This is a genomic window from Bacillus sp. z14 (2026) (genome assembly GCF_058313575.1).
In genome coordinates, this window is sequence record NZ_JBZFQK010000003.1 from 149,823 (window position 1) to 169,512 (window position 19,690).

Below are 19,690 nucleotides of genomic sequence, written 5' to 3' on the forward strand. Positions count from 1 at the left end.
TATCTAAGCATTTTGAGCGGTTTTAGAGGAGAAACTCATGGAAAATAAAAAAATATTGCCCGTTCTATTCCTGGTCATGTTTTTAGTGATGGTTGGCTTCGGGATTATCATTCCGGTCCTTCCATTTTTAGCAGAAGAGGTCGGCGGCACGCCTACTCAACTTGGCTTACTAATGGCAGTTTATTCGTTAATGCAGTTAATTTTCGCCCCGATTTGGGGAAAGATATCGGATCGAATCGGCAGAAAACCAGTCATGTTAATCGGTATATTTGGTCTGGCTTTATCATTCTTCATCATGGCCATAGCCGATTCATTATGGATAATGTTTGTGGCACGGATCATTGGTGGTATCCTTTCCTCAGCCAATATGCCAACTACCATGGCCTATGTAGCAGATATTACGACTGAAGAAGATCGTGGAAAAGGAATGGGGATTATAGGAGCAGCGACCGGATTAGGCTTTATCTTCGGTCCGGCAATTGGCGGGATTCTTTCAAAATCCAGCTTAAATACGCCTTTCTTAATTGCCGGAATCCTCTCTACTTTGACGTTCTTATTAGTACTTATTGTTCTTAAGGAATCCTTAACAGCTGAACAGTTAGGAAAACAAAGCTCGGGCAACAAATCGATGTGGATGAATTTTAGCGGTGCTGCTTCTATTCTGTTCGTGCTTCAATGCGTCGTATCTTTGTCTATGGCTGGTCTTGAAGCAACTTTTGCTTATTTTGCCGCTATTAAGGCTGGAATTGATACGGTCCAGCTAGGGTATATCTTTATGATTATGGGATTTGGAAGCGCGATTGTGCAGGGAGGACTCATTGGAATTATGACGAAGAAATGGGGAGAAGGCCGAGTCATTCAAATCGGGCTAATCGTTTCAATCATCGGGTTTATACTAATCCTATTTACCAATAGCTTCTGGACTGCAACACTCTTTATAACAATCTTCGGGTTAGGCAATGGGCTTATTCGTCCAGCTGTCACTGCATTGCTGACAAAGACCTCAACAGGAGGACACGGCAGCTCAACCGGACTACTTTCATCCTTTGATTCCCTTGGCAGGATCATCGGCCCGCCACTTGGAGGTCTACTGTATTCATTCGCCGTTGGGCTCCCTTATATTTCAGGAGCTATTCTGACTGTAGGTGCATTATTGCTTTATCAGGTTTACCATGCTCAGGCAAGAAAAGTTCAAGCTTTATAAAATTATAGTATTGAAGCCTTCGATTTTTACCATCGGAGGCTTTTTTGTTTTATAAGAGGTAATCTTAAGCGCTATGGGCAGGCGCTGGCTGGTTTTTTCCTCAATCCGGCTTGATTATTCCTGCTTTCCGCTGGTTTATTCACCTAATTGGATGGTTTCTGCCTCTTTCCCGCTGGATTTCCTGCCGAATCGGCGGGATTCCCCCTGTTACTCTCCCTAGAATATCCTAATCATCAGTTTCCTTTCCGCTATTTCACTTGCAATCTAGATTCGGTCTATATTTAGGAGGAATTTTGAGTGAATTATAGAATATAGGTATATCATAACTAACATTTTGTTAGCGGGGAGCCTTTACTTAATTTTATGCAACTTAATGGCTAGTAAGTTAACCGGAAGGATTCATGCTGAAAGAAGGAATATGATTCTTTTTGGAGAATTGAATATACATGAAACTAATTATGGACTTGGGAGACTTCTAATGGAACTTACAATAAGTAAAGATTATTTCAACGAGGCATTATCCGATGTTAGCAGGGCAGTGACAACAAAATCGCTTTTACCAATTCTAACAGGCATAAAGTTGGTCGCTAAGGAGGATTGTTTAATCCTGATTGGCAGCAATTCCAATATTGCAATAGAAAAAATAATTCCTTTAGAAATGAACGGTATCCGGATATTAAACATAGATGAAACTGGCAGCACAGTTCTTCCAGCTAAATATTTATGTGAAGTTGTAAAAAAATTATCTGATGATATTCATATAAAGGTAACTGGAAATAACGTAGCTAAAATTCAATCTGATGAAGTCATGGTATACCTAAATGGATTTAATCCTGGCAAGTATCCCACTTACCCTTCAATAAAGACAAACCATTTTATACAGATACACAGCTCTGCCTTAATGGAAATAATCAAACAAACTACATTTGCAGTCTCCAAAAGTGAAACAAGACCTGTTCTAACTGGTGTGAATATGTCGTTTAAAGAGAATAAGCTAACCTGTGTTGCGACCAATTCCCATCGACTGGCTTTAAGGAAGGTACCAATAAACTCACAAATTGAAGCTTCTTTCATTGTTCCTGGTGCCAGCCTTACTGAGCTCACAAAACTAATGAATAATGAAAAAGATCTTATACATATTTACATATTAGACAATTATATCGTATTCAAATCGTCGACTACCTCATTATATTCCAGACTTATTGAAGGTAATTTCCCTGGCATCTCTAAACTTATACCAGCCGATTCGAAAACCGTCATGATACTAGATACAGTAAAGTTATTAAAGGGGATAGATCGGGCTCGGCTGTTTGCAAGTGAATGGAAAAATAACAATATATTGATTGAAATGATAGATGGTAAACAAATAAAGATTGCATCAAACTCAACAGACATGGGGAAAATCGAAGAAATAATGGATATCAGAATGGTTCAAGGTGAAATTAATTTAAGTATATCTCTTGATGGAGAATTTCTACTCGATGCTTTAAAAGCCATAAAAGAAAAAGAAGTAAAATTAAGTTTTGGCGGATCCTTAAGACCCGTCTTGATTGAACCAGTTAACAATCCGTCTCATCTTCACCTTATATCCCCTGTACGATCGTATTGATGTAAATCTATTTCTTTGAAAAAAAATAACGGCTGCTTGTACACGGCAGCCGTTATTTTTTATTGAATTCTGTTTTCAACTGCCTGACATACTTCCTCAGCAGTAAGACCATCAGCGTTGATCACTGAAGCTTTTGTTGCTGTATCCTGCATACCCATTACGTTAATATCCAGGCCGGATACAACACAGCAGTCACACCCTTGTGTGTCATTTTCCTGTTTTAATTCGATTACATTATGTCCTTTATCACGTAAAGCTTGTTGAACGTCTGATAAAGATTGCTCCACACCAATTTTAGCCATAACATCCACCTCCTTCTTATGTAAATTGTCCATTAAGGCGACAAATTATACCAAAAATGCAGAAGGTCAATCGAAATATTGGTATATATATTATTATTACTGGTATAGCATTTAGTATTACAATCATGTTAATATTTGAGCAAAACTATTTACTTGTAACCAATTTAAGACTATTATTCTATAAAAAGGAAAGAAAAGTGGTGTGAAAATGAAGTCAACTGGGATTGTTAGAAAAGTCGATGAACTCGGCAGAATTGTACTGCCGATTGAACTTAGAAGAACTCTTGATATTAACATAAAAGATTCTATAGAGATTTTTACGGATGAAGACAAAATTATCCTGCAAAAATATACACCGGGTAAGGCTTGTGCCATTACAGGTGAAGTCAGTAATCAGAATATTTCATTAGCCAATGGAAAGATTGTGTTAAGTCAGGAAGGATTACGAATACTAAATTCAGAATTAAATCGAGTGATTGAAAGATAAAAGGCGATAAAGAATCGCCTTTACCTCGAATTCAAGAGAATTTTATACTTACTTACTAGCATCGACTGTAATATGTTTAAATGCTTGGACATTAAAGAGTCCTTGATTTGTTAATTTAAGTTGCGGACTAACTGGCAGTGCCAAAAAGGATCACATTAAAAAGGATTAACATCCTTTGAGGCACCGAGTTGTTCTAATCCTTTATGCAGCCGTCCAACTTTCTGATTTATCATGCAGGCAAAACAAAAAGCATGAGTCCAGTAAAGTACCGAACTCATGCCCTAAATCATCTGCAAAACAATATGTCATTTACTCAATTATTCTTTCACTAGATCCTCGATTGAATCTATATCCATGTAAGTAGGAACAACGAGTCCACTCTTGGCACCTTTTAGATTTGGACCCAGATCGGTTAAATCTTCCTTATACTTATCATAGTAGGCATTATGAGTTAATGGCAGCCAAGCCGCAACCATGGCATCTGCTTTTTGATTGGCAATTGATGCAAACATCGGCCCAATTTCTACCTGCTTTAATTCCGGACTATATCCATGCATTCTTAATACTTCACCAATAACATTTGTTGATGCGATCTCTGACTCCCAGGCAACATAGATTAGACTAATACTTTGTCCTTCTCCCTTTTCTGCACCTGTCAGCCATTGATCCACCTTATTTGGATATTTTTCAATCCATTTGGCGGCTGCCTCTTTTGGTGTCATTCCTCCTTCCATGTCCACCATTACCTCTTCCATATCAGCTGGAGTCCAGTAAAATTGATCTAAGATTTGTTCTGCTCCAGGCAACTCTTCTTTCAAACCTTTTCGGACCAATGTATGGATGTTTTCACTTTGGCCATATACATTCTTGGGATCATCTAAATATTTCAGATCATATTTTTGGAACTTCCAATGCGGTGTCCAACCTGTCAGAATAATTGGATCCTGATTATCGTAAGCTTTTTGAAGCTCAGCAACCATAGCAGCAGATGATCCTTCCTGCAAAGTCCAGTCTTCTTCCAGTCCATATTTCTTCAACACTTCTTCAGTTGCTGACATAATTCCTGCTCCAGGCTCAATACCCACAATTTTATAATCCACCTGATTGCCCACATAAGCATCATCTTTTGTACCTGTTTCTGCAGAAGAAGATAATGCTATATATGCGTATCCTCCAAGGAAAATTAAGATGATGAAACTATAAACCCATTTCTTAGCAATTACTCTTTCATATACAGGAGTTCTGAGGTTTTGCGATAATCTGTCTAAAATAATTGCAATGATAACAAGTGCTAAACCAGCTTCGAATCCTTCACCTACTGCTATTTGCGAAACGGCACGGTATACCTCGGCACCCAATCCAGGCGCACCAACAAGGGATGCCATAACCACCATAGATAAAGAAAGCATGATACTTTGGTTGATTCCGGCCATTATCGTTGAAACAGCCAATGGCAGTTGGACCTTTGTGATTTTCTGCCACGTGGTGGAACCAAAGGCTTGAGAAGCTTCTATTAAATCTGCCGGAACCTCCCGGATTCCTAAGTTCGTCATTCGAATCGTCGGCGCAACAGCGAAAATAAAAGAGGCCACGATTCCCGGAACGACTCCAATTCCAAAGAAAAGGATGGCAGGAATCAGATAAACGAAGCCAGGCATCGTTTGCATGAAATCCAGAATCGGCATTACAATTCTCTTCACCGTATTACTCTGTGACGCCCAAATACCAATTGGGACTCCGACAATAACCGTAATCAGTACGGATGCCAATACTAATGCCAATGTTTGAATCATAGCATCCCATAATCCTAAATTATCAATCAATAATAATCCTATAAACGTTAATAATGCCATGCCCCAATTATTTGTATATAAAACTAGCAGAGTAATCAGGATAATTAACAGAATGGAAGGTCCTAAGCCCAGTACTTCCACACTTGTATCAATAATAGTTTGAATGAACATCGAAATCCAATTAAATAGTGGTCCACATACTTCTGTTACCCAATCAATAAAACGATCTACTCCAGAAGCTATCGGTAATTTTTCTAGGTTCATTGACTTTCCTCCTTATCTTGGAGTACATCTTTGTTACCAGCCAATGCTCCAATGACAACACCACGTACAAGAACACCCTTCAATCTGTTAGCTTCATCAACGATTGCTAATGGGATTTGTGCATTTGCCATATCGTCGAGCAAATCAGATAGAATCGTATTTTCCAATGCTGTTGGCACTTCTTTTGTCATGACCTCTTCTATAGGGATTTTCTTTAGAATAGCTTCTCTTGCCTGGTCGGCGGAGAGCGCCCCAAGCAGTGTCTGCTTGCGGTCTACGATAAATATACTGGAGTATCCCCTGTCTTTCATAATTTGTAAGGCAACACGAGGACCTCTGTCAATTGTAATACGTTCCGCCCGAGTCATAATCGAAGACGCAGTCAGAACATGTGACAAATCGATATCTTCAATAAATCGTTCAACATAATCATTGGCAGGATTCATCATGATTTCCTCAGGAGTTCCCACTTGAATTACCCTGCCATCACGCATCAAAGCGATCCGGTCACCTATTCTTAAAGCTTCATCCAAGTCATGCGTAATAAACACAATTGTTTTTTTGTAATTATCCTGGATCTCCAGCAGCTCATCCTGCATGCTTTTGCGGATAAGTGGATCAAGGGCACTAAATGCCTCATCCATAAGAAGAATATCTGTATCACTGGCCAAAGCCCTCGCAAGTCCAACACGCTGTTGCATTCCGCCGCTCAATTGGGATGGATATTGATCTTCATATCCTTTTAGGCCAACCACTTCCAGTGATTCCATTGCCTTCTGTTTTCGTTCCTGTTCAGGTATTTTTTGAATTTCCAATCCATACTCTGTATTCTCCAGGATAGTTTTATGAGGGAATAGGGCGAAGTTTTGAAACACCATACTAATTTTCTTTCTTCTAGTTTCACGTAATTCAGCCGGTGACATGTTGACTATATTCTCATTATCAATCAATATCTCACCGGATGTCGGGGCAATTAGACGGTTTAACATTCGAATCAACGTGGATTTCCCACTCCCCGATAATCCCATAACTACAAAAATTTCTCCTTCATAGATATCAAGATTGGCATTATTAACCCCAATCGTACATCCTGTTTTCTTTAAGATATCTTTTTTTGAAGAGCCCTGCTTCAATAATTCAAGTGCAGATTGTGGAGATTTCCCAAACACTTTTACAACATTTTTTATACTTATTTTTGGCTGCAAACAACCACTCCTTCTATGTATTTTTTTGAATCAAACCATTTTTCCCTACTTATTACTATATCCTATTTTGTGAAAATCTAAACTTTTTTGCTCCTTTATACCCTTTTTCATGAGAATTGACACTAAAAAAGCCCCTCTTTTATGAGGGGCCAGACATTCAATATATAAAAACTCTATTCTTCTTCACCAATTATTTTTACTTCTGTTTCCAGACTGACGCCAAAATTAGCTTTAACCGTGTCCTGAACATGCTTAATTAATGCCAGATAGTCAGTAGCAGTAGCATCTCCAGTGTTAATAATGAACCCAGCATGCTTTGTAGAAACCTGTGCTCCACCAATTTGAGCTCCTTGCAGGCCGCTATCCTGAATCAGTTTACCTGCAAAATAGCCCGGCGGACGTTTAAATACACTTCCGCAGGAAGGATACTCAAGCGGTTGCTTGGACTCCCTTAAAAAGGTTAACTCATCCATTTTTTCTTTAATTTCTTTTACATCTCCCGGTACTGGGGCAAAACGGGCTTCTAAAACGATATAGTTTTGCTTGGCAATCAAACTGCTGCGGTAAGTAAGCTCCATCTCATCTTTCGTCAATGTAAGAAGCTCACCCTTCTCATTTAACACGATCGCTGACTCAATCACCTGGGAGATTTCTCCACCGTAAGCACCAGCATTCATATACACAGCTCCACCGACTGAACCGGGGATTCCGCACGCAAACTCTAGTCCCGTCAGCTTCTGTTCTAAAGCAAAGCGGGATACATCAATAATGGTTGCTCCGCTCTGGGCAATAATTTTCCCATCTTCCATATAAATCTTATCCAAATGATTTAGAATCAGGACAATTCCTCTTATTCCACCATCTCTAACAATTAAATTCGACCCATTCCCTAAAATCGTCAACGGAATATCATTCTTATGTGCATAAAGTATCGTATTTTGAACCTCTTCATAGGTTGTAGGCAACACCAAAAAGTCTGCATTCCCACCCGTTTTAGTAAATGTATATTCACGTAAAGGTTCATCCTGTTTAATATGTTCTGCTTGAATAATCTGCTGCAATTCTTCAATTGTTTTTTGTTTATTCATACTCTCAACCTTCTGAATTTATATTTGTCATATCTTATTATATACATGATTCACTCTGGGAAATCACTGCAAATGGTTGGAAATCGCTAAAATCACATTCATGAGTAAAACGATAATCCTGTTAGTGAGATATCTTTAGAACAACCTCATTGACTATCATACTATAAATATGCCCTATAAAAAAATAGTTATATCTATACCAAGATACATCGAGTTAATTAAATGAACCATTTTTCTTTATGTATATGACATATACCTAAACTAATGTGCAAAAAGCATCATCCCTCCTTAAGGATGATGCTAAGTACACACTCTAAGCCCTTTTAATCTCTAATGTTCTTGCAACTAAGGATAAACCGTAATTAACCACAAAATACATAAGTGCAACGAGAATCAGGATGGGGTAAATATAGTTCCCGTTTTGCGCGTAAATAATCTGGCCGTTATGTGTCAGTTCTGGCAATGCAATAATAACCGCTAATGATGTATCTTTTAACAAGGAAATAAACTGACTAACAATAGGTGGAACCATGTTCCGCAAGGCCTGTGGCAAAATAATATGAATAAGTGTCTGCATATAATTTAAACCTGATGAACGGGCTGCTTCTATTTGTCCTTTTGGCACTGAGTTTAAGCCACTTCTGATAATTTCTGAGATCATAGCAGATTCAAAAATGGTTAACGCCATAATGGCAGCAGTCGTTACACTCATATTCAAGGACCAGCCTCTGCTTGGATCCTGTAAACCAAAATAAACAAAGAAAATAATTAGGATTAGTGGCAGATTTCGAATCGTTTCTACTATAACCGCCACAACCTTTGATAACAATGGTATCTTGGCATAACGGATTATTCCTAATATCCCCCCGATAATAAAACTAAGGATAATAGAAATTACAGCAACCTTTAGCGTAACAAGAAATCCATCTACTAAAAATTTGAGATTATCGGGCGTATATGCTCCTGCAAAATCCATGATTACGCCTCCTTACGAGCTTTTTTCCAGGTGTTTTTCTAAATAGCCAACACCTAAACTTAGTGGAATGGTGATAACCAAATAGAATATAGCAACAAAAATATAGACATCAAATACAACAAATGTGTGGAGAGAGATCAAATCAGCCTGATACATTAATTCACCGCCGGCAATGACAGCCAAAATGGATGAATTTTTAACTAAATTGATAAATTGATTGCCTAATGGAGGAATTACAACTTTTATAGCCTGAGGCAAAACAATCATTCTCATAGCCTGCCCATAGGTTAAACCTGATGAACGGGCTGCTTCCATTTGCCCTTTGTGAATTGAAAGGATCCCCGCACGAATGGCTTCTGCTATAAAGGCAGCTGTATAGATCGTTAATGCTAATGATCCCGCCGCAAAGCCTGGCATTTTCGCTCCATAATAAAAGATAAATGCAATGATCAATAAGGGGATATTTCGGACAAATTCAACATAGGCAGTCCCAATCCAATTTAGTGGCTTGAACGGCGCAATCCTCATGACTGCAATCAATGCCCCTAAAAAAAAGCTTCCTACGAGGGCTAATAAACTTATTTGTATCGTCTTTAGAAAACCCTCTAAATACATATCCATATTTTCTGCGAGTATAGAAAAATCCAGCAATTGATTCACTCCTCTTAATCAATCAGGATGAGCCTGTATGCCCATCCTGATTGGAGAAATTATTTATTTTTGATCCATTTATTAAGTATCTCATCATAAGTTCCGTTATCTTTAATTGTTTTTAGAGCTTTATTTAATTCATCCACTAATTCTGTATTACCTTTTTTAACAGCGATTCCATATGGCTCTTCCGTAAATTGTCCGCCAACTAATTCATACGAAGGATCTTCATCAACCATTCCATACAGGATGGCATCATCCGTTGTTAAAGCATCTCCTTGTCCGGATTTAAGTGCTGTAAAAGCTTCTGCATAGTTTTCATATTGCAGAACTTCTGCATCCGGTGCTTTTTCTGCTATATTAATAGCAGAAGTAGAACCTTTAACAGCAAGAACTTTGGTACCTGCTTTTAAATCATCTATGCTTTTAATTTTGCTTCCCTTTTTAACAAGCAATGATTGACCTGCTTCAAAATAAACATCTGTGAAATCTACTTCTTTTTTACGTTCCTCTGTAATTGTCATAGTGGCAACAACAGCGTCAATTTTTCCATTCTGTAGCAGTGGCACACGCGTTTTAGAAGTTACTTCTACGAACTCTACTTTATTTTCATCCCCGATTACCTCTTTAGCCAATGCTTTTGCAATGTCCACATCAAAGCCTTCTACTTTACCAGTGCTTGTATTTTTCAATCCAAACAGACGTGTATCATTTTTCACACCAAATACGATTTTATCTTTACCCTTAATTTTTTCCAGACCGTTTTCAGATGATCCTCCGGTTGTTTCTTCTTTACTACCGCAGGCTGTCAACATGAATACAGCAATGATTGAGAGTATTGATACCTTCCAAAACTTTTTTAATGACATTCTTTTTCCCCCTTATTAATGATTTAAAATACGGCTTAAGAATGAACGAGCCCTTTCTTCCTGTGGATTCGTAAAGAATTCAGCCGGTGTGGATTCTTCTAAAATTTTTCCTTCATCCATAAAGACAATACGATTAGCAACCTCTTTCGCAAAGCCCATTTCATGCGTGACGACAACCATCGTCATGCCTTCCTTCGCCAGCGCTTTCATAACATCCAATACTTCACCAATCATCTCAGGATCGAGAGCAGAGGTTGGTTCATCAAAAAGCATAACTTCCGGATTCATCGCTAATCCTCTCGCAATAGCAACACGCTGTTGCTGCCCGCCGGAAAGCTGGGCAGGAAATGCATTTGCCTTATCAGGGATACCTACTTTTTCAAGATATAGTTTTGCAGTCTTTACGGCTTCCTCTTCAGACTTACCCAACACTTTCATAGGAGCCAATGTTATATTTTGAAGGACTGTTTTATGAGGATATAAATAAAAATGCTGAAATACCATACCGATATCACGACGAAGCTCGTTGATATTTGTCTTTTTATCCGTCACCGAAATACCATTTACTTTTAAAGTACCGCTATTAATCGCTTCGAGACGATTAATACATCTGAGCATCGTACTTTTACCAGATCCCGAAGGTCCAATTACGACTACTACTTCTCCCTTTTCAATTTGTAGATTTATATCTTTTAGAACATGAAAATCACCAAAATACTTATTTACATGATCAAAGACAATCAAAATACTTCCCCCTTGCTGATATTTGCGGCAATATTTTATATTTTCTGATATTATATGGACTACTTAGAATTATATGTATATAAAGTTTGTCCGTCAACCAAATTAAAACAATGTTTTCCATTTTTGGGGTAATTATACTTAGATAAGATTCATGAAATAACCTCTTATTATCATGGGAATATACTATTTTATTATCTGTGTGTAGTGGTTTAATCATTCTAATAGAATTGAAGTAGCAAATTCATCTCATCTAGATGTAAAACTTGCTGTACTAAGAAGTGTCATACTCTGAGGTAATAGAAATGTAGATCTAAAGATGTTTAAAAGGAATATTTCCTCCGATAAATGAAAAAGCAAAATAGGAACATGTTACTACATTTGTTCAATCCTATTTTACCTATATTTCATCATATAATTTAGATTTTACTGGTATATTATAACATTATCAATCATATTTTTTAAAAATTATAACATATTCTACTTAAACCAGCCTTTTTCTTTAAATCGAGAGATAGCTTCTATTCGATTATTGACGTCCAGTTTATCAAGTATGACAGAGATATAGTTTCGAACCGTCCCTGTTGTTATAAATAGTTGATTGGCAATTTCCTTCGTATTTTTCCCATCAGCTATTAAGCCCAAAACCTGCTGTTCACGTTCCGTAAGAGGGTTTTCCTCTTCATAAATCATGTCAACCAGTTCGGGTGCATAAATACGTCGTCCATCCATAATAACCCTGATAGAGTTGGCCAGTTCTTCACTCGGACTGTCCTTTAACAAATACCCGCGTACATCCGCTTTTCGTGCCCTTTCAAAATAACCTGATCTCGCAAAGGTTGTAAGTATAATTACTTTGCATGCGCTTCCTTTTAATTCTTCTGCGACATCGAGTCCACTTTTTCCAGGCATTTCTATATCCATCACACAAACATCTGGCTTATGCTGTTTGATCATGGATATAGCTTCCTCTCCATTTTTAGCTTTACCAACTACCGTCATATCTGGTTCTAAATCTAACAATGCGCCTAATGCACCAAGCAGCATTCTTTGATCTTCAGCTATTACGATTTTAATCATGCCATTACCTCCTGTTGAACGTTCCGCTCTATCAGTGGAATTTTAAAAATTAATTCTGTTCCTGAATTAACCCGAATATCAAGGCTTCCATTCACAAATTCAAGCCGCTCCCTCATTCCCTTTAATCCATTCCCTTTACCCATTTCTTTTTCAACAATTCCTGTTCCATTATCCTGAATAATCATTGTTAATTCTGTATGCGTTTTTTTAATATCGAGTCTGCATTCATTGGCCCTGCTATGCTTCACGATGTTAGTAATAGCTTCCTTTAAACACATACTCAATACATTTTCCACAAGCAGCGGAATCTTCTGGATACTCTCTTCTCCTTCAACATAAAATTCCATTTGAGCTGCTCTCAATATTTGCTTGATACGGATTAATTCATCCTCCATTTTGGTGCCCCTCATATCAGCTACAATGTCACGCACTTCTTTTAATGCTGTTCTTGCAGTCACTTGAATATCTTTCAATTCATTCTTTGCCTGCTCCGGATTTATTTGTACCAGCCTACCGGCCAAATCACTTTTCAGTCCGATCAACGAGAGTTTCTGACCAAGAATATCATGTAAGTCCCTTGCAATTCGCTGGCGTTCCTGAAGCTTAACTAAATCTGATATTTGTTTGTGAGCATCTTTCAGCTCAGCCTCCAGCCTTTCTCTTTTGTGAATATTATAGGAGCTCAATGGAAGTAAAATAACACCAATTACACATATTAAAATAAAAGGAAATTGTGAAAAGAAGAGTGGATTCTGAGTAATGAATCCCCAATTAACCGTCAGTACTGTGCCTCCAACATGAATACCATATAAAATAAAGAAACCTACCTTATTCTCAACAGTTCCAATATAATAAGCCAGAAAGAGCGAAAAATAAACAAACCCAAATATTAATGACATAGCGATACAAATCGCCATTTGGATTCCTACCCAGAAATAAACAAATCCACCTTTCGAAATAGCTGAAATACGATTGCTTATAAAAAATAACAGAATAAGAATGATTCCTAACACAATCATAAAAATGGATTTTGCATGAAAAATAAAATAGAAAGGGAGAATACTAAATACGAGCCAAACATAAAGATTCAGTCCTTTATTAGTTGGAAATAACTGATTCAAAGCATTCAATTGTCCTCTCCCCCTCCATTAATTTTACTTCAGCATATACCAGTAAATAAAAAAAATACAGTAAATTTACTGTATTTTTTTGTAACATCTAAATTATGACTTTACCTTACCAGCACGCCTATTTATGTCTTTAAAGCTCACAAAGCCTTTACCTTTTTCATCCCATAAGCGAAAACGGATTGCCTTTAAGCTTGAAGATATCGTAATGGTTGTAGCTTGCTGTAAAGGAGCAGTCTCATTATGGACTTTTTCAAGATGATAATTTGGTACTCTTGGGCTTAAATGATGGACATGGTGAAACCCTATATTCCCCGTCACCCATTGAAGAATTCTTGGAAGCTTATAATAGGAGCTTCCGTCGATTGCCGCTTTGACATAGTCCCAATCTTTTTCTTCCTCAAAATATGAATCTTCAAATTGATGCTGTACATAGAATAACCAGATTCCCAGAGCACCTGCAATAAACAAGATCGGCAATTGAATCAATAAAAATTCTTTCCAACCGATGAGCAAGCACATAGATGCATATATGACGACGATAGATAGATTGGTAATATACGTGTTTATGCGTTCTTTTCTTCTGGCACCCTTACGATTGAAACGATTTGTAACTAAAAATAAATAGATAGGACCTAACCCAAACATGACAATTGGATTCCGATATAGTCGATATATTAACTTTTCCTTAAACGAGGCCATCTTGTATTCCTCGACAGTCATGATCCAAATGTCTCCGGTTCCACGCTTATTCAAATTACTGCTTGTCGCATGATGAATGGAATGACTTCTTTTCCACTGTTCATATGGAAACATGGTAATAACTCCAGTTATCGTCCCTAAAATATCGTTCCATTTCCTATTTTTAAAAAAGGATTGATGGCAGCAATCATGGAAGATAATAAATAATCTAATAACAAATCCGGATGTAAGTACCGCAAAAAACAATGTCAGCCAATACGAAATCTCCAGGCTTTGATAGGCAGCAAACCAAAGAATTAAAAATGGAATAAATGTATTTAGAATTTGTTTTACGCTTGATTTTGTATTCGCCTTTTCATAGGGAGCAATTTGTTTTCTTAAGGATATATTCTTCTCCTTGGACATTTTATTCACCTCTATAACAATATTTATTCTTAATGTTATAGAATAGTTCAACTCCAAACTAGTCATAAACGTCAATAGGTGAACATGACATATGTCATATACAAACATTTTTGAATAAACTGAATAATTCATTTGCAAATCAAAAAAAATTAAACTATAGTTAATGTAATCACTTACTTAAAGGAGGAATGTATTATGGAAACTCAAATCGTAAATATAGTTTCTGTCAATTTCATATTACAGCCCTCTGGTAAGGATGCATAAAATTCCTTTATTTTAACATGATTGAATTTGCATATTTCCGTGGGCTGTGTGCGCCCACGGTTTTTATTTGTCCGAATCTGTCTATAACACAGAAACGACATAAAGGAGACCAACGTATTTGGCCTCCTTTTTATTTTGCAATCAAAACAATCATTTGGAGGAATTTAAATTGAATTTAAAACAATTAGGCTGGAATCAGCATTTTGAAGAAGCTTTCAAACAATATAGCCATAAAGAATATACAGTAGGCCGTGTAGCTTTGGAACATAAGGGTATGTATCGTGTTTTCTCGGAAGATGGTAATCTTTTAGCTGAAGTTACAGGCAAAATGCGTCATGAAGCAAAGGAAAGCTCCGATTTTCCTGCAGTCGGTGATTGGGTTGCCATCACTTCCCGAAAAGAGGAGCAAAAAGCAACCATCCACGCAGTACTGCCAAGAAGAAGTAAATTCTCAAGAAAGAAAGCTGGAGTGACTACTGAAGAGCAACTTGTCGCAGCCAATATCGATACCATTTTCTTAGTCAATGCACTTAACACCGATTTTAATATGCGCAGGCTGGAACGTTACTTATTAATGGCTTGGGAAAGCGGAGCAAATCCTGTCATTATTTTAAGCAAATCTGATTTATGTGATGATGTTGATCAAAAAATCAGAGAAGTAGAGGCAGTCGCATTAGGTGTACCCATTCATGCTATCAGTGCGGAAAATAGGATAGGTTTAGAGCAATTAGACCCTTATATTCAAGAAGGTAAAACGGTTGCTTTACTTGGTTCATCTGGTACCGGTAAATCAACATTAACAAATGTACTATACGGCGACAGCATCCTAGAGGTTAAATCCATTCGGGAAGATGACGATAAAGGGAGACACACAACTACACACCGAGAACTAGTTATCCTTAATGGAGGAGGGATCATAATTGATACTCCCGGAATGAGGGAATTACAATTATGGGAAGCAGACGAAGGAATCAGTCATAGTTTCACTGATATAGAAGAATTAGCTGCACAATGTAAATTTACAGACTGCAAACACAAAACCGAACCAAGTTGCGCAGTACAGGAGGCAATATTCAATAAAACGCTGAGTAAAGAACGCTTTGCCAGCTACCTAAAACTCCAACGCGAACTCGCCTACCTAAACCGAAAAGAAAACCAACGCGCCGCACTAGCGGAAAAAGCTAAATGGAAAAAACAAAAGGCTGAAACAACTGGATTAAGGATCGAAGACTAAATTCGTCACGTCCTGTGGCAACGTCTTCGTGACCTACATCCTGTAGGCCTCCGTAGTGGCTACACTTATGTCTCGAGGAGCTAGGCCCTGAACCTAGATTAAGCAAAAAGCTGAGACGGCTTGCCCAGAAGCGAGGAGCATAAGACAGGGGCTCGGAAGGAGGTGTTTTTTCCTCCTGCAGAGACCATGCTTACGTCCTGAGCTTCTAGCCGTCGAAGCTAGATTAAGCAAAAAAATGAAGGGCCTAGCTCAGGAGCTCGGAAGGAGGTGTTCTCCCTCCTGTAGAGGTCATGCTTATGTCCTGAGCTCCTAGGCCCTGAATCTGGATTAAGCAAAAGGCTGAAGGGCTGGGTTAAGGAACGAAGACTAAATTCGCCACATCCTGTGGTAATGTCATCGTTCTTTTTCTTTTGCACTACCTTATCTTTCTGAGTGAACTGCCCACTCAAATCAAACCTCTCTTATACAAACCCTCTTACATAAAAAAATTACAAAATTCTCCTCCCAGTGCAGAATATTCAATCATTTAACCAAAATATGTTAAAATCATCATGACAAAATGATTATCCATATTTACAAGATAAAAGGCAGGCCTTTGTACAGAAAGAGGAGATTTAAATGAATAGTCCAATAGGAAGAAAAAAGCGGACAGAAAAATTATTAAAAGAGATGGGAATCCCAATAAATACACACTTACATACATTAGAAAGTGAAAATAGCCTGCATTTTAAAGATATTGAACAGGTGATTGACCGAATTATTGCCATCACCATAGTATCGGCTAAAGGCAGCGGTGCCCCCGATGAAACGATCGACGAATTTTTAGAGAGTTACAATGCGAAAGAATTATTTTCTCCTGAGGAAAAAGAGTTCATTGAGAATGAAGAACCTGACCAGGACGAATATAACACCTACTCCTGGAAAATTGAATGTAACTCTGCCCTTTTATGGGCCATTAATCTGATACCCGATCTTCCATTCCCACATACTTTATCCGATGTAGAAACACTTTATGATCTTGTATTGCATTCTACCAAGGAAGAGCTATTGGAACGGGCTTCCTATCGGGACAAAAATGAAATACTGGATGCACTCGATCTTTTGTACAGACTCCATTGGGCTATTGCCGAAACTCGTATGAATAATGAAGAATTTCCGATTGAAATTAGTCCCGGTGTTGTTTACGAGAGAAGATATGCTCTAAATTGGATGATTAATATCTTGGATGAGGAATGGGACGATATATCAATGGATACAATCTAAACCTATACTATATTCGATCAATTCAGATGGGGATGCCTTGGCTTGCAGTTTCGTCACTACTTGTTACGAACTTACCATATCCCCTCCATTTGGATGGAGGATTTGCCCCGACATATAGCTCGAATCATCTGATGCTAAAAATACATAGCTGGGGGCAATTTCAAATGGTTGGCCTGCTCGCTTCATCGGTACCTCAGGAGTTAATGTTCCAAAAGTCTTTACCTCTTCAGCTGAAAATGAAGACGGAATCAGCGGTGTCCAAATTGGTCCTGGAGCTACACCATTTACCCGAATCCCCTTTTTTATTAAAGAAAGAGAAAGCGAACGCGTAAATGTAACAACCGCCCCTTTCGTTGCTGAATAATCCAATAGCTTAGGGTGACCATTATATGCTGTTACGGAAGCTGTATTTATAATAGAAGACCCACGCTGGAGATGTGGCAGGACAGCCTTCACCATAAAAAAATAGGAATAAATATTCGTACGAAATGTTAAATCAAGTTGTTCCTCCGTAATATCCTCAATCCGTTTTTGAACAAACTGTACAGCATGATTATTTACCAAAATATCGATCTTTCCAAATTCGTCCAAACATTGACGAACGGCAGCCACTGACATATCCTCATGGGTAAGATTTCCACATATAAGCAGGCACTTAACCCCTAGCTTCTCGATTCTTTCTTTTGTTTCCTCGGCATCCTCATGCTCATACAGATATACAATAGCAACATTCGCACCCTCTTTCGCAAAAGAATAGGCGACCGCTCTGCCAATACCTGAATCTCCTCCTGTAATAAGCGCAGTCTTCCTCTCCAGCTTTCCGCTCCCTTTGTAGTATGGATTTTCAGATATAGGTCTAGGATTCATTACATATTCCAACCCCGGATGCTCGCTTTGATGTTGAGGAGGAAAAGCAATCGGTACATCTTTACAATATCTTTCCTTCCTTAAATACTTATAGTATGGATACATATAATTCAGACCTCCCGAATTTTAGCCTCACTATTATGCGTATAGCAGAAAAGTGTCCTATATGCACCCTGGGGTTATATATTTATTAAAATAGCCCATCAAGAGACAGGTGGCTTCCTATAATCCCTTTAACATAAAAAAGACACCCACTCTGGGTGCCCTTCATTTAAATACTTTTTACATTTTGGATAATGAATCCACTTTTTGGGTAGGTTGGTATTCTGGTCTTACTGATTGCTAAGTCCTGTTCGGGTACTTCATAATCAATATCTTTAACTAGAAAATCAACAGTTGTTTGCAAAATCTTGACGGTAGCCCATTCCCCTGCACAACGGTGTCCCTTATCATAATCTCCGCCGCCTTGTGGAATAAAGGCAAATGGGCTGTCCTTCCATTCTCTAAATCGCTCAACGTTAAATGTATCTGGATCATCCCAAAGATTCGGATGATGATTGGTTCCGTATAGATCCAAAAGAACCAATGTCCCTTTTTTGAACGGATATTCATTCCAATAAAAGTCTTTGCGGACTCTGGCTCCTAAAAATGGTGCAAAAGGATAATAGCGACGTACTTCCTGTACAAACATTTTATTGTACACTTCATTATTGGTTTTCAATAATTTACGTACCTCAGGATAATCATGCATCGCTATAGCACAGAATACAACAAAATAACAATTAGCCACCACAGGTCGAATGATATTAATTAATTCGACCGCAGCCAATTCCGGTTCCAACAATTCACCAGTCAAATCACGATGATTAGCTATGATCGATAAAGCAGTACCTTGCTCAGCTCTTATTTTCCCATCCCGTACTTGTCCAATAATATCAGCAACCCACTTATCTGAGTCTCTTCTTGCCCATCTGCCTTTTTGGTATCTTGGACCCACTCCACCAATAGAATCAACTAAATTAAACATTTCTTCTGCTCTCTTTTTTACTTCCTTTTCTTTTAACGGAACTCCAGCCCACTCACAGGCAATCCTGTAAAGAACTTGTTTAGCCTCTTCCATTAAAATCACTTTTTTACTCTTTTCCCATTTAGGGATAACCGACATCCATTGTTTTTTTGTGATTTCCTGGAGTTTGTCCAAACTTTGGTGTGTCATAATCGACATGAACATCCCTTTACGATGTCGGTGTTCTTCTTCATCCAGCGTTTGTACACCATTTTTACCAAAAAGAGATTTCTGAATTCTCATCGGAATTGCCGGTTTACGAATAAATCGATCTTCATCATAGAAGGCTCTTCCAGCTTCCTCTCCTGTCATACAAATAACCTTCTGTCCCAGAAGGCGAGTCTGAAATATGTCCGAATTGAATTGCTTTCGCCTGTTAGAAATAAATTCGTACCCTTCTGATAATAGGGTAAGGGTGTTATCAACGGTTTTTTCACGAGGAATTTCTTTTATACCTTTCATATCAACAGCTCCTCATATATAGTCCATAATA

The 19,690-nt window shown here is 38.1% G+C and carries 18 protein-coding genes and 1 pseudogene; 5 read left to right on the forward strand and 14 right to left on the reverse strand.

Going from position 1 to position 19,690, the window contains the following annotated elements; all coding sequences use genetic code 11:
- The first annotated feature begins 37 nt into the window (after positions 1-37).
- Both AC4G3O_RS11770 and dnaN read left to right on the forward strand, forming a co-directional pair.
- The gene (locus AC4G3O_RS11770) at positions 38-1,204 is read left to right on the forward strand and encodes an MFS transporter (RefSeq protein ID WP_491136218.1); all 1,167 of its coding nucleotides are present in this window, start codon (positions 38-40) and stop codon (positions 1,202-1,204) included.
- 478 nt (positions 1,205-1,682) lie between these two features.
- Positions 1,683-2,813, forward strand: a complete 1,131-nt coding sequence (gene dnaN / locus AC4G3O_RS11775; RefSeq protein ID WP_491136219.1) for a DNA polymerase III subunit beta — start codon at positions 1,683-1,685, stop codon at positions 2,811-2,813.
- 59 nt (positions 2,814-2,872) lie between these two features.
- On the opposite strand, the gene AC4G3O_RS11780 is transcribed toward dnaN, so the two are convergent.
- Positions 2,873-3,115, reverse strand: coding sequence for a YkuS family protein (locus AC4G3O_RS11780; protein WP_066106389.1), 243 nt, complete (start codon positions 3,113-3,115; stop codon positions 2,873-2,875).
- 208 nt (positions 3,116-3,323) lie between these two features.
- On the opposite strand from AC4G3O_RS11780, the gene AC4G3O_RS11785 reads away from it, so the two are divergent.
- On the forward strand, positions 3,324-3,602 hold the full coding sequence (locus tag AC4G3O_RS11785; protein WP_066106388.1) for an AbrB/MazE/SpoVT family DNA-binding domain-containing protein: 279 nt from the start codon (positions 3,324-3,326) through the stop codon (positions 3,600-3,602).
- A gap of 48 nt (positions 3,603-3,650) precedes the next feature.
- On the opposite strand, the pseudogene AC4G3O_RS11790 reads toward AC4G3O_RS11785, so the two are convergent.
- From AC4G3O_RS11790 to desA, 11 genes and pseudogenes are all read right to left on the reverse strand, one after another.
- A pseudogene (locus tag AC4G3O_RS11790) lies at positions 3,651-3,752 on the reverse strand (adenine deaminase C-terminal domain-containing protein); the annotation flags it as partial.
- A 167-nt stretch (positions 3,753-3,919) separates the two neighbouring features.
- A complete protein-coding gene (locus AC4G3O_RS11795; protein WP_066106386.1) occupies positions 3,920-5,659 on the reverse strand; it encodes a glycine betaine ABC transporter substrate-binding protein in 1,740 nt (579 codons plus the stop codon).
- Positions 5,656-6,864 carry a quaternary amine ABC transporter ATP-binding protein gene (locus AC4G3O_RS11800; RefSeq protein WP_066106383.1) on the reverse strand — a complete coding sequence of 403 codons (1,209 nt, stop codon included), beginning with the start codon at positions 6,862-6,864 and terminating at the stop codon, positions 5,656-5,658. Before AC4G3O_RS11800 ends, AC4G3O_RS11795 begins: the two co-directional genes overlap by 4 nt.
- A gap of 173 nt (positions 6,865-7,037) precedes the next feature.
- Complete coding sequence (gene murB / locus AC4G3O_RS11805) at positions 7,038-7,952, reverse strand: UDP-N-acetylmuramate dehydrogenase (RefSeq protein ID WP_491136220.1); 915 nt, start codon at positions 7,950-7,952, stop codon at positions 7,038-7,040.
- 313 nt (positions 7,953-8,265) lie between these two features.
- Complete coding sequence (locus tag AC4G3O_RS11810) at positions 8,266-8,928, reverse strand: amino acid ABC transporter permease (protein WP_490558763.1); 663 nt, start codon at positions 8,926-8,928, stop codon at positions 8,266-8,268.
- Between the two features lie 12 nt (positions 8,929-8,940).
- Positions 8,941-9,576, reverse strand: coding sequence for an amino acid ABC transporter permease (locus AC4G3O_RS11815; RefSeq protein WP_077248128.1), 636 nt, complete (start codon positions 9,574-9,576; stop codon positions 8,941-8,943).
- Between the two features lie 62 nt (positions 9,577-9,638).
- Positions 9,639-10,448 (reverse strand): transporter substrate-binding domain-containing protein, encoded by an 810-nt coding sequence (locus tag AC4G3O_RS11820; protein ID WP_491136221.1) that lies wholly within the window; start codon positions 10,446-10,448, stop codon positions 9,639-9,641.
- 15 nt (positions 10,449-10,463) lie between these two features.
- On the reverse strand, positions 10,464-11,192 hold the full coding sequence (locus AC4G3O_RS11825) for an amino acid ABC transporter ATP-binding protein (protein ID WP_066106365.1): 729 nt from the start codon (positions 11,190-11,192) through the stop codon (positions 10,464-10,466).
- 477 nt (positions 11,193-11,669) lie between these two features.
- Positions 11,670-12,269, reverse strand: a complete 600-nt coding sequence (locus AC4G3O_RS11830; RefSeq protein WP_139892244.1) for a response regulator transcription factor — start codon at positions 12,267-12,269, stop codon at positions 11,670-11,672.
- Positions 12,266-13,399, reverse strand: a complete 1,134-nt coding sequence (locus tag AC4G3O_RS11835) for a sensor histidine kinase (protein ID WP_066106359.1) — start codon at positions 13,397-13,399, stop codon at positions 12,266-12,268. Before AC4G3O_RS11835 ends, AC4G3O_RS11830 begins: the two co-directional genes overlap by 4 nt.
- Before the next feature lie 93 nt (positions 13,400-13,492).
- Positions 13,493-14,503 carry a Delta(5) desaturase DesA gene (gene desA / locus AC4G3O_RS11840; RefSeq protein ID WP_066106354.1) on the reverse strand — a complete coding sequence of 337 codons (1,011 nt, stop codon included), beginning with the start codon at positions 14,501-14,503 and terminating at the stop codon, positions 13,493-13,495.
- 433 nt (positions 14,504-14,936) lie between these two features.
- Here desA and rsgA point away from each other — a divergent pair, with 433 nt between their 5' ends.
- Both rsgA and AC4G3O_RS11850 read left to right on the forward strand, forming a co-directional pair.
- Complete coding sequence (gene rsgA, locus AC4G3O_RS11845; RefSeq protein ID WP_491136222.1) at positions 14,937-16,001, forward strand: ribosome small subunit-dependent GTPase A; 1,065 nt, start codon at positions 14,937-14,939, stop codon at positions 15,999-16,001.
- A 618-nt stretch (positions 16,002-16,619) separates the two neighbouring features.
- A complete protein-coding gene (locus AC4G3O_RS11850; protein WP_066106350.1) occupies positions 16,620-17,264 on the forward strand; it encodes a DUF4272 domain-containing protein in 645 nt (214 codons plus the stop codon).
- Between the two features lie 63 nt (positions 17,265-17,327).
- Here the strand turns inward: AC4G3O_RS11850 and AC4G3O_RS11855 are convergent, their stop codons facing one another.
- Both AC4G3O_RS11855 and cypC read right to left on the reverse strand, forming a co-directional pair.
- The gene (locus tag AC4G3O_RS11855) at positions 17,328-18,236 is read right to left on the reverse strand and encodes an SDR family oxidoreductase (RefSeq protein WP_066106347.1); all 909 of its coding nucleotides are present in this window, start codon (positions 18,234-18,236) and stop codon (positions 17,328-17,330) included.
- Between the two features lie 166 nt (positions 18,237-18,402).
- A complete protein-coding gene (cypC, locus tag AC4G3O_RS11860; RefSeq protein ID WP_491136223.1) occupies positions 18,403-19,659 on the reverse strand; it encodes a CYP152 family fatty-acid peroxygenase CypC in 1,257 nt (418 codons plus the stop codon).
- Positions 19,660-19,690: the final 31 nt, after the last annotated feature.

Bases quoted from the DNA above. Each gene is read 5' to 3' on its own strand.
- AC4G3O_RS11770 (WP_491136218.1), top strand. From the start codon at position 38: ATGGAAAATAAAAAAATATTGCCCGTTCTATTCCTGGTCATGTTTTTA.
- dnaN (WP_491136219.1), top strand. From the start codon at position 1,683: ATGGAACTTACAATAAGTAAAGATTATTTCAACGAGGCATTATCCGAT.
- AC4G3O_RS11780 (WP_066106389.1), bottom strand. From the start codon at position 3,115: ATGGCTAAAATTGGTGTGGAGCAATCTTTATCAGACGTTCAACAAGCT.
- AC4G3O_RS11785 (WP_066106388.1), top strand. From the start codon at position 3,324: ATGAAGTCAACTGGGATTGTTAGAAAAGTCGATGAACTCGGCAGAATT.
- AC4G3O_RS11795 (WP_066106386.1), bottom strand. From the start codon at position 5,659: ATGAACCTAGAAAAATTACCGATAGCTTCTGGAGTAGATCGTTTTATT.
- murB (WP_491136220.1), bottom strand. From the start codon at position 7,952: ATGAATAAACAAAAAACAATTGAAGAATTGCAGCAGATTATTCAAGCA.
- AC4G3O_RS11810 (WP_490558763.1), bottom strand. From the start codon at position 8,928: ATGGATTTTGCAGGAGCATATACGCCCGATAATCTCAAATTTTTAGTA.
- AC4G3O_RS11820 (WP_491136221.1), bottom strand. From the start codon at position 10,448: ATGTCATTAAAAAAGTTTTGGAAGGTATCAATACTCTCAATCATTGCT.
- AC4G3O_RS11830 (WP_139892244.1), bottom strand. From the start codon at position 12,269: ATGATTAAAATCGTAATAGCTGAAGATCAAAGAATGCTGCTTGGTGCA.
- desA (WP_066106354.1), bottom strand. From the start codon at position 14,503: ATGTCCAAGGAGAAGAATATATCCTTAAGAAAACAAATTGCTCCCTAT.
- AC4G3O_RS11850 (WP_066106350.1), top strand. From the start codon at position 16,620: ATGAATAGTCCAATAGGAAGAAAAAAGCGGACAGAAAAATTATTAAAA.
- AC4G3O_RS11855 (WP_066106347.1), bottom strand. From the start codon at position 18,236: ATGTATCCATACTATAAGTATTTAAGGAAGGAAAGATATTGTAAAGAT.
- cypC (WP_491136223.1), bottom strand. From the start codon at position 19,659: ATGAAAGGTATAAAAGAAATTCCTCGTGAAAAAACCGTTGATAACACC.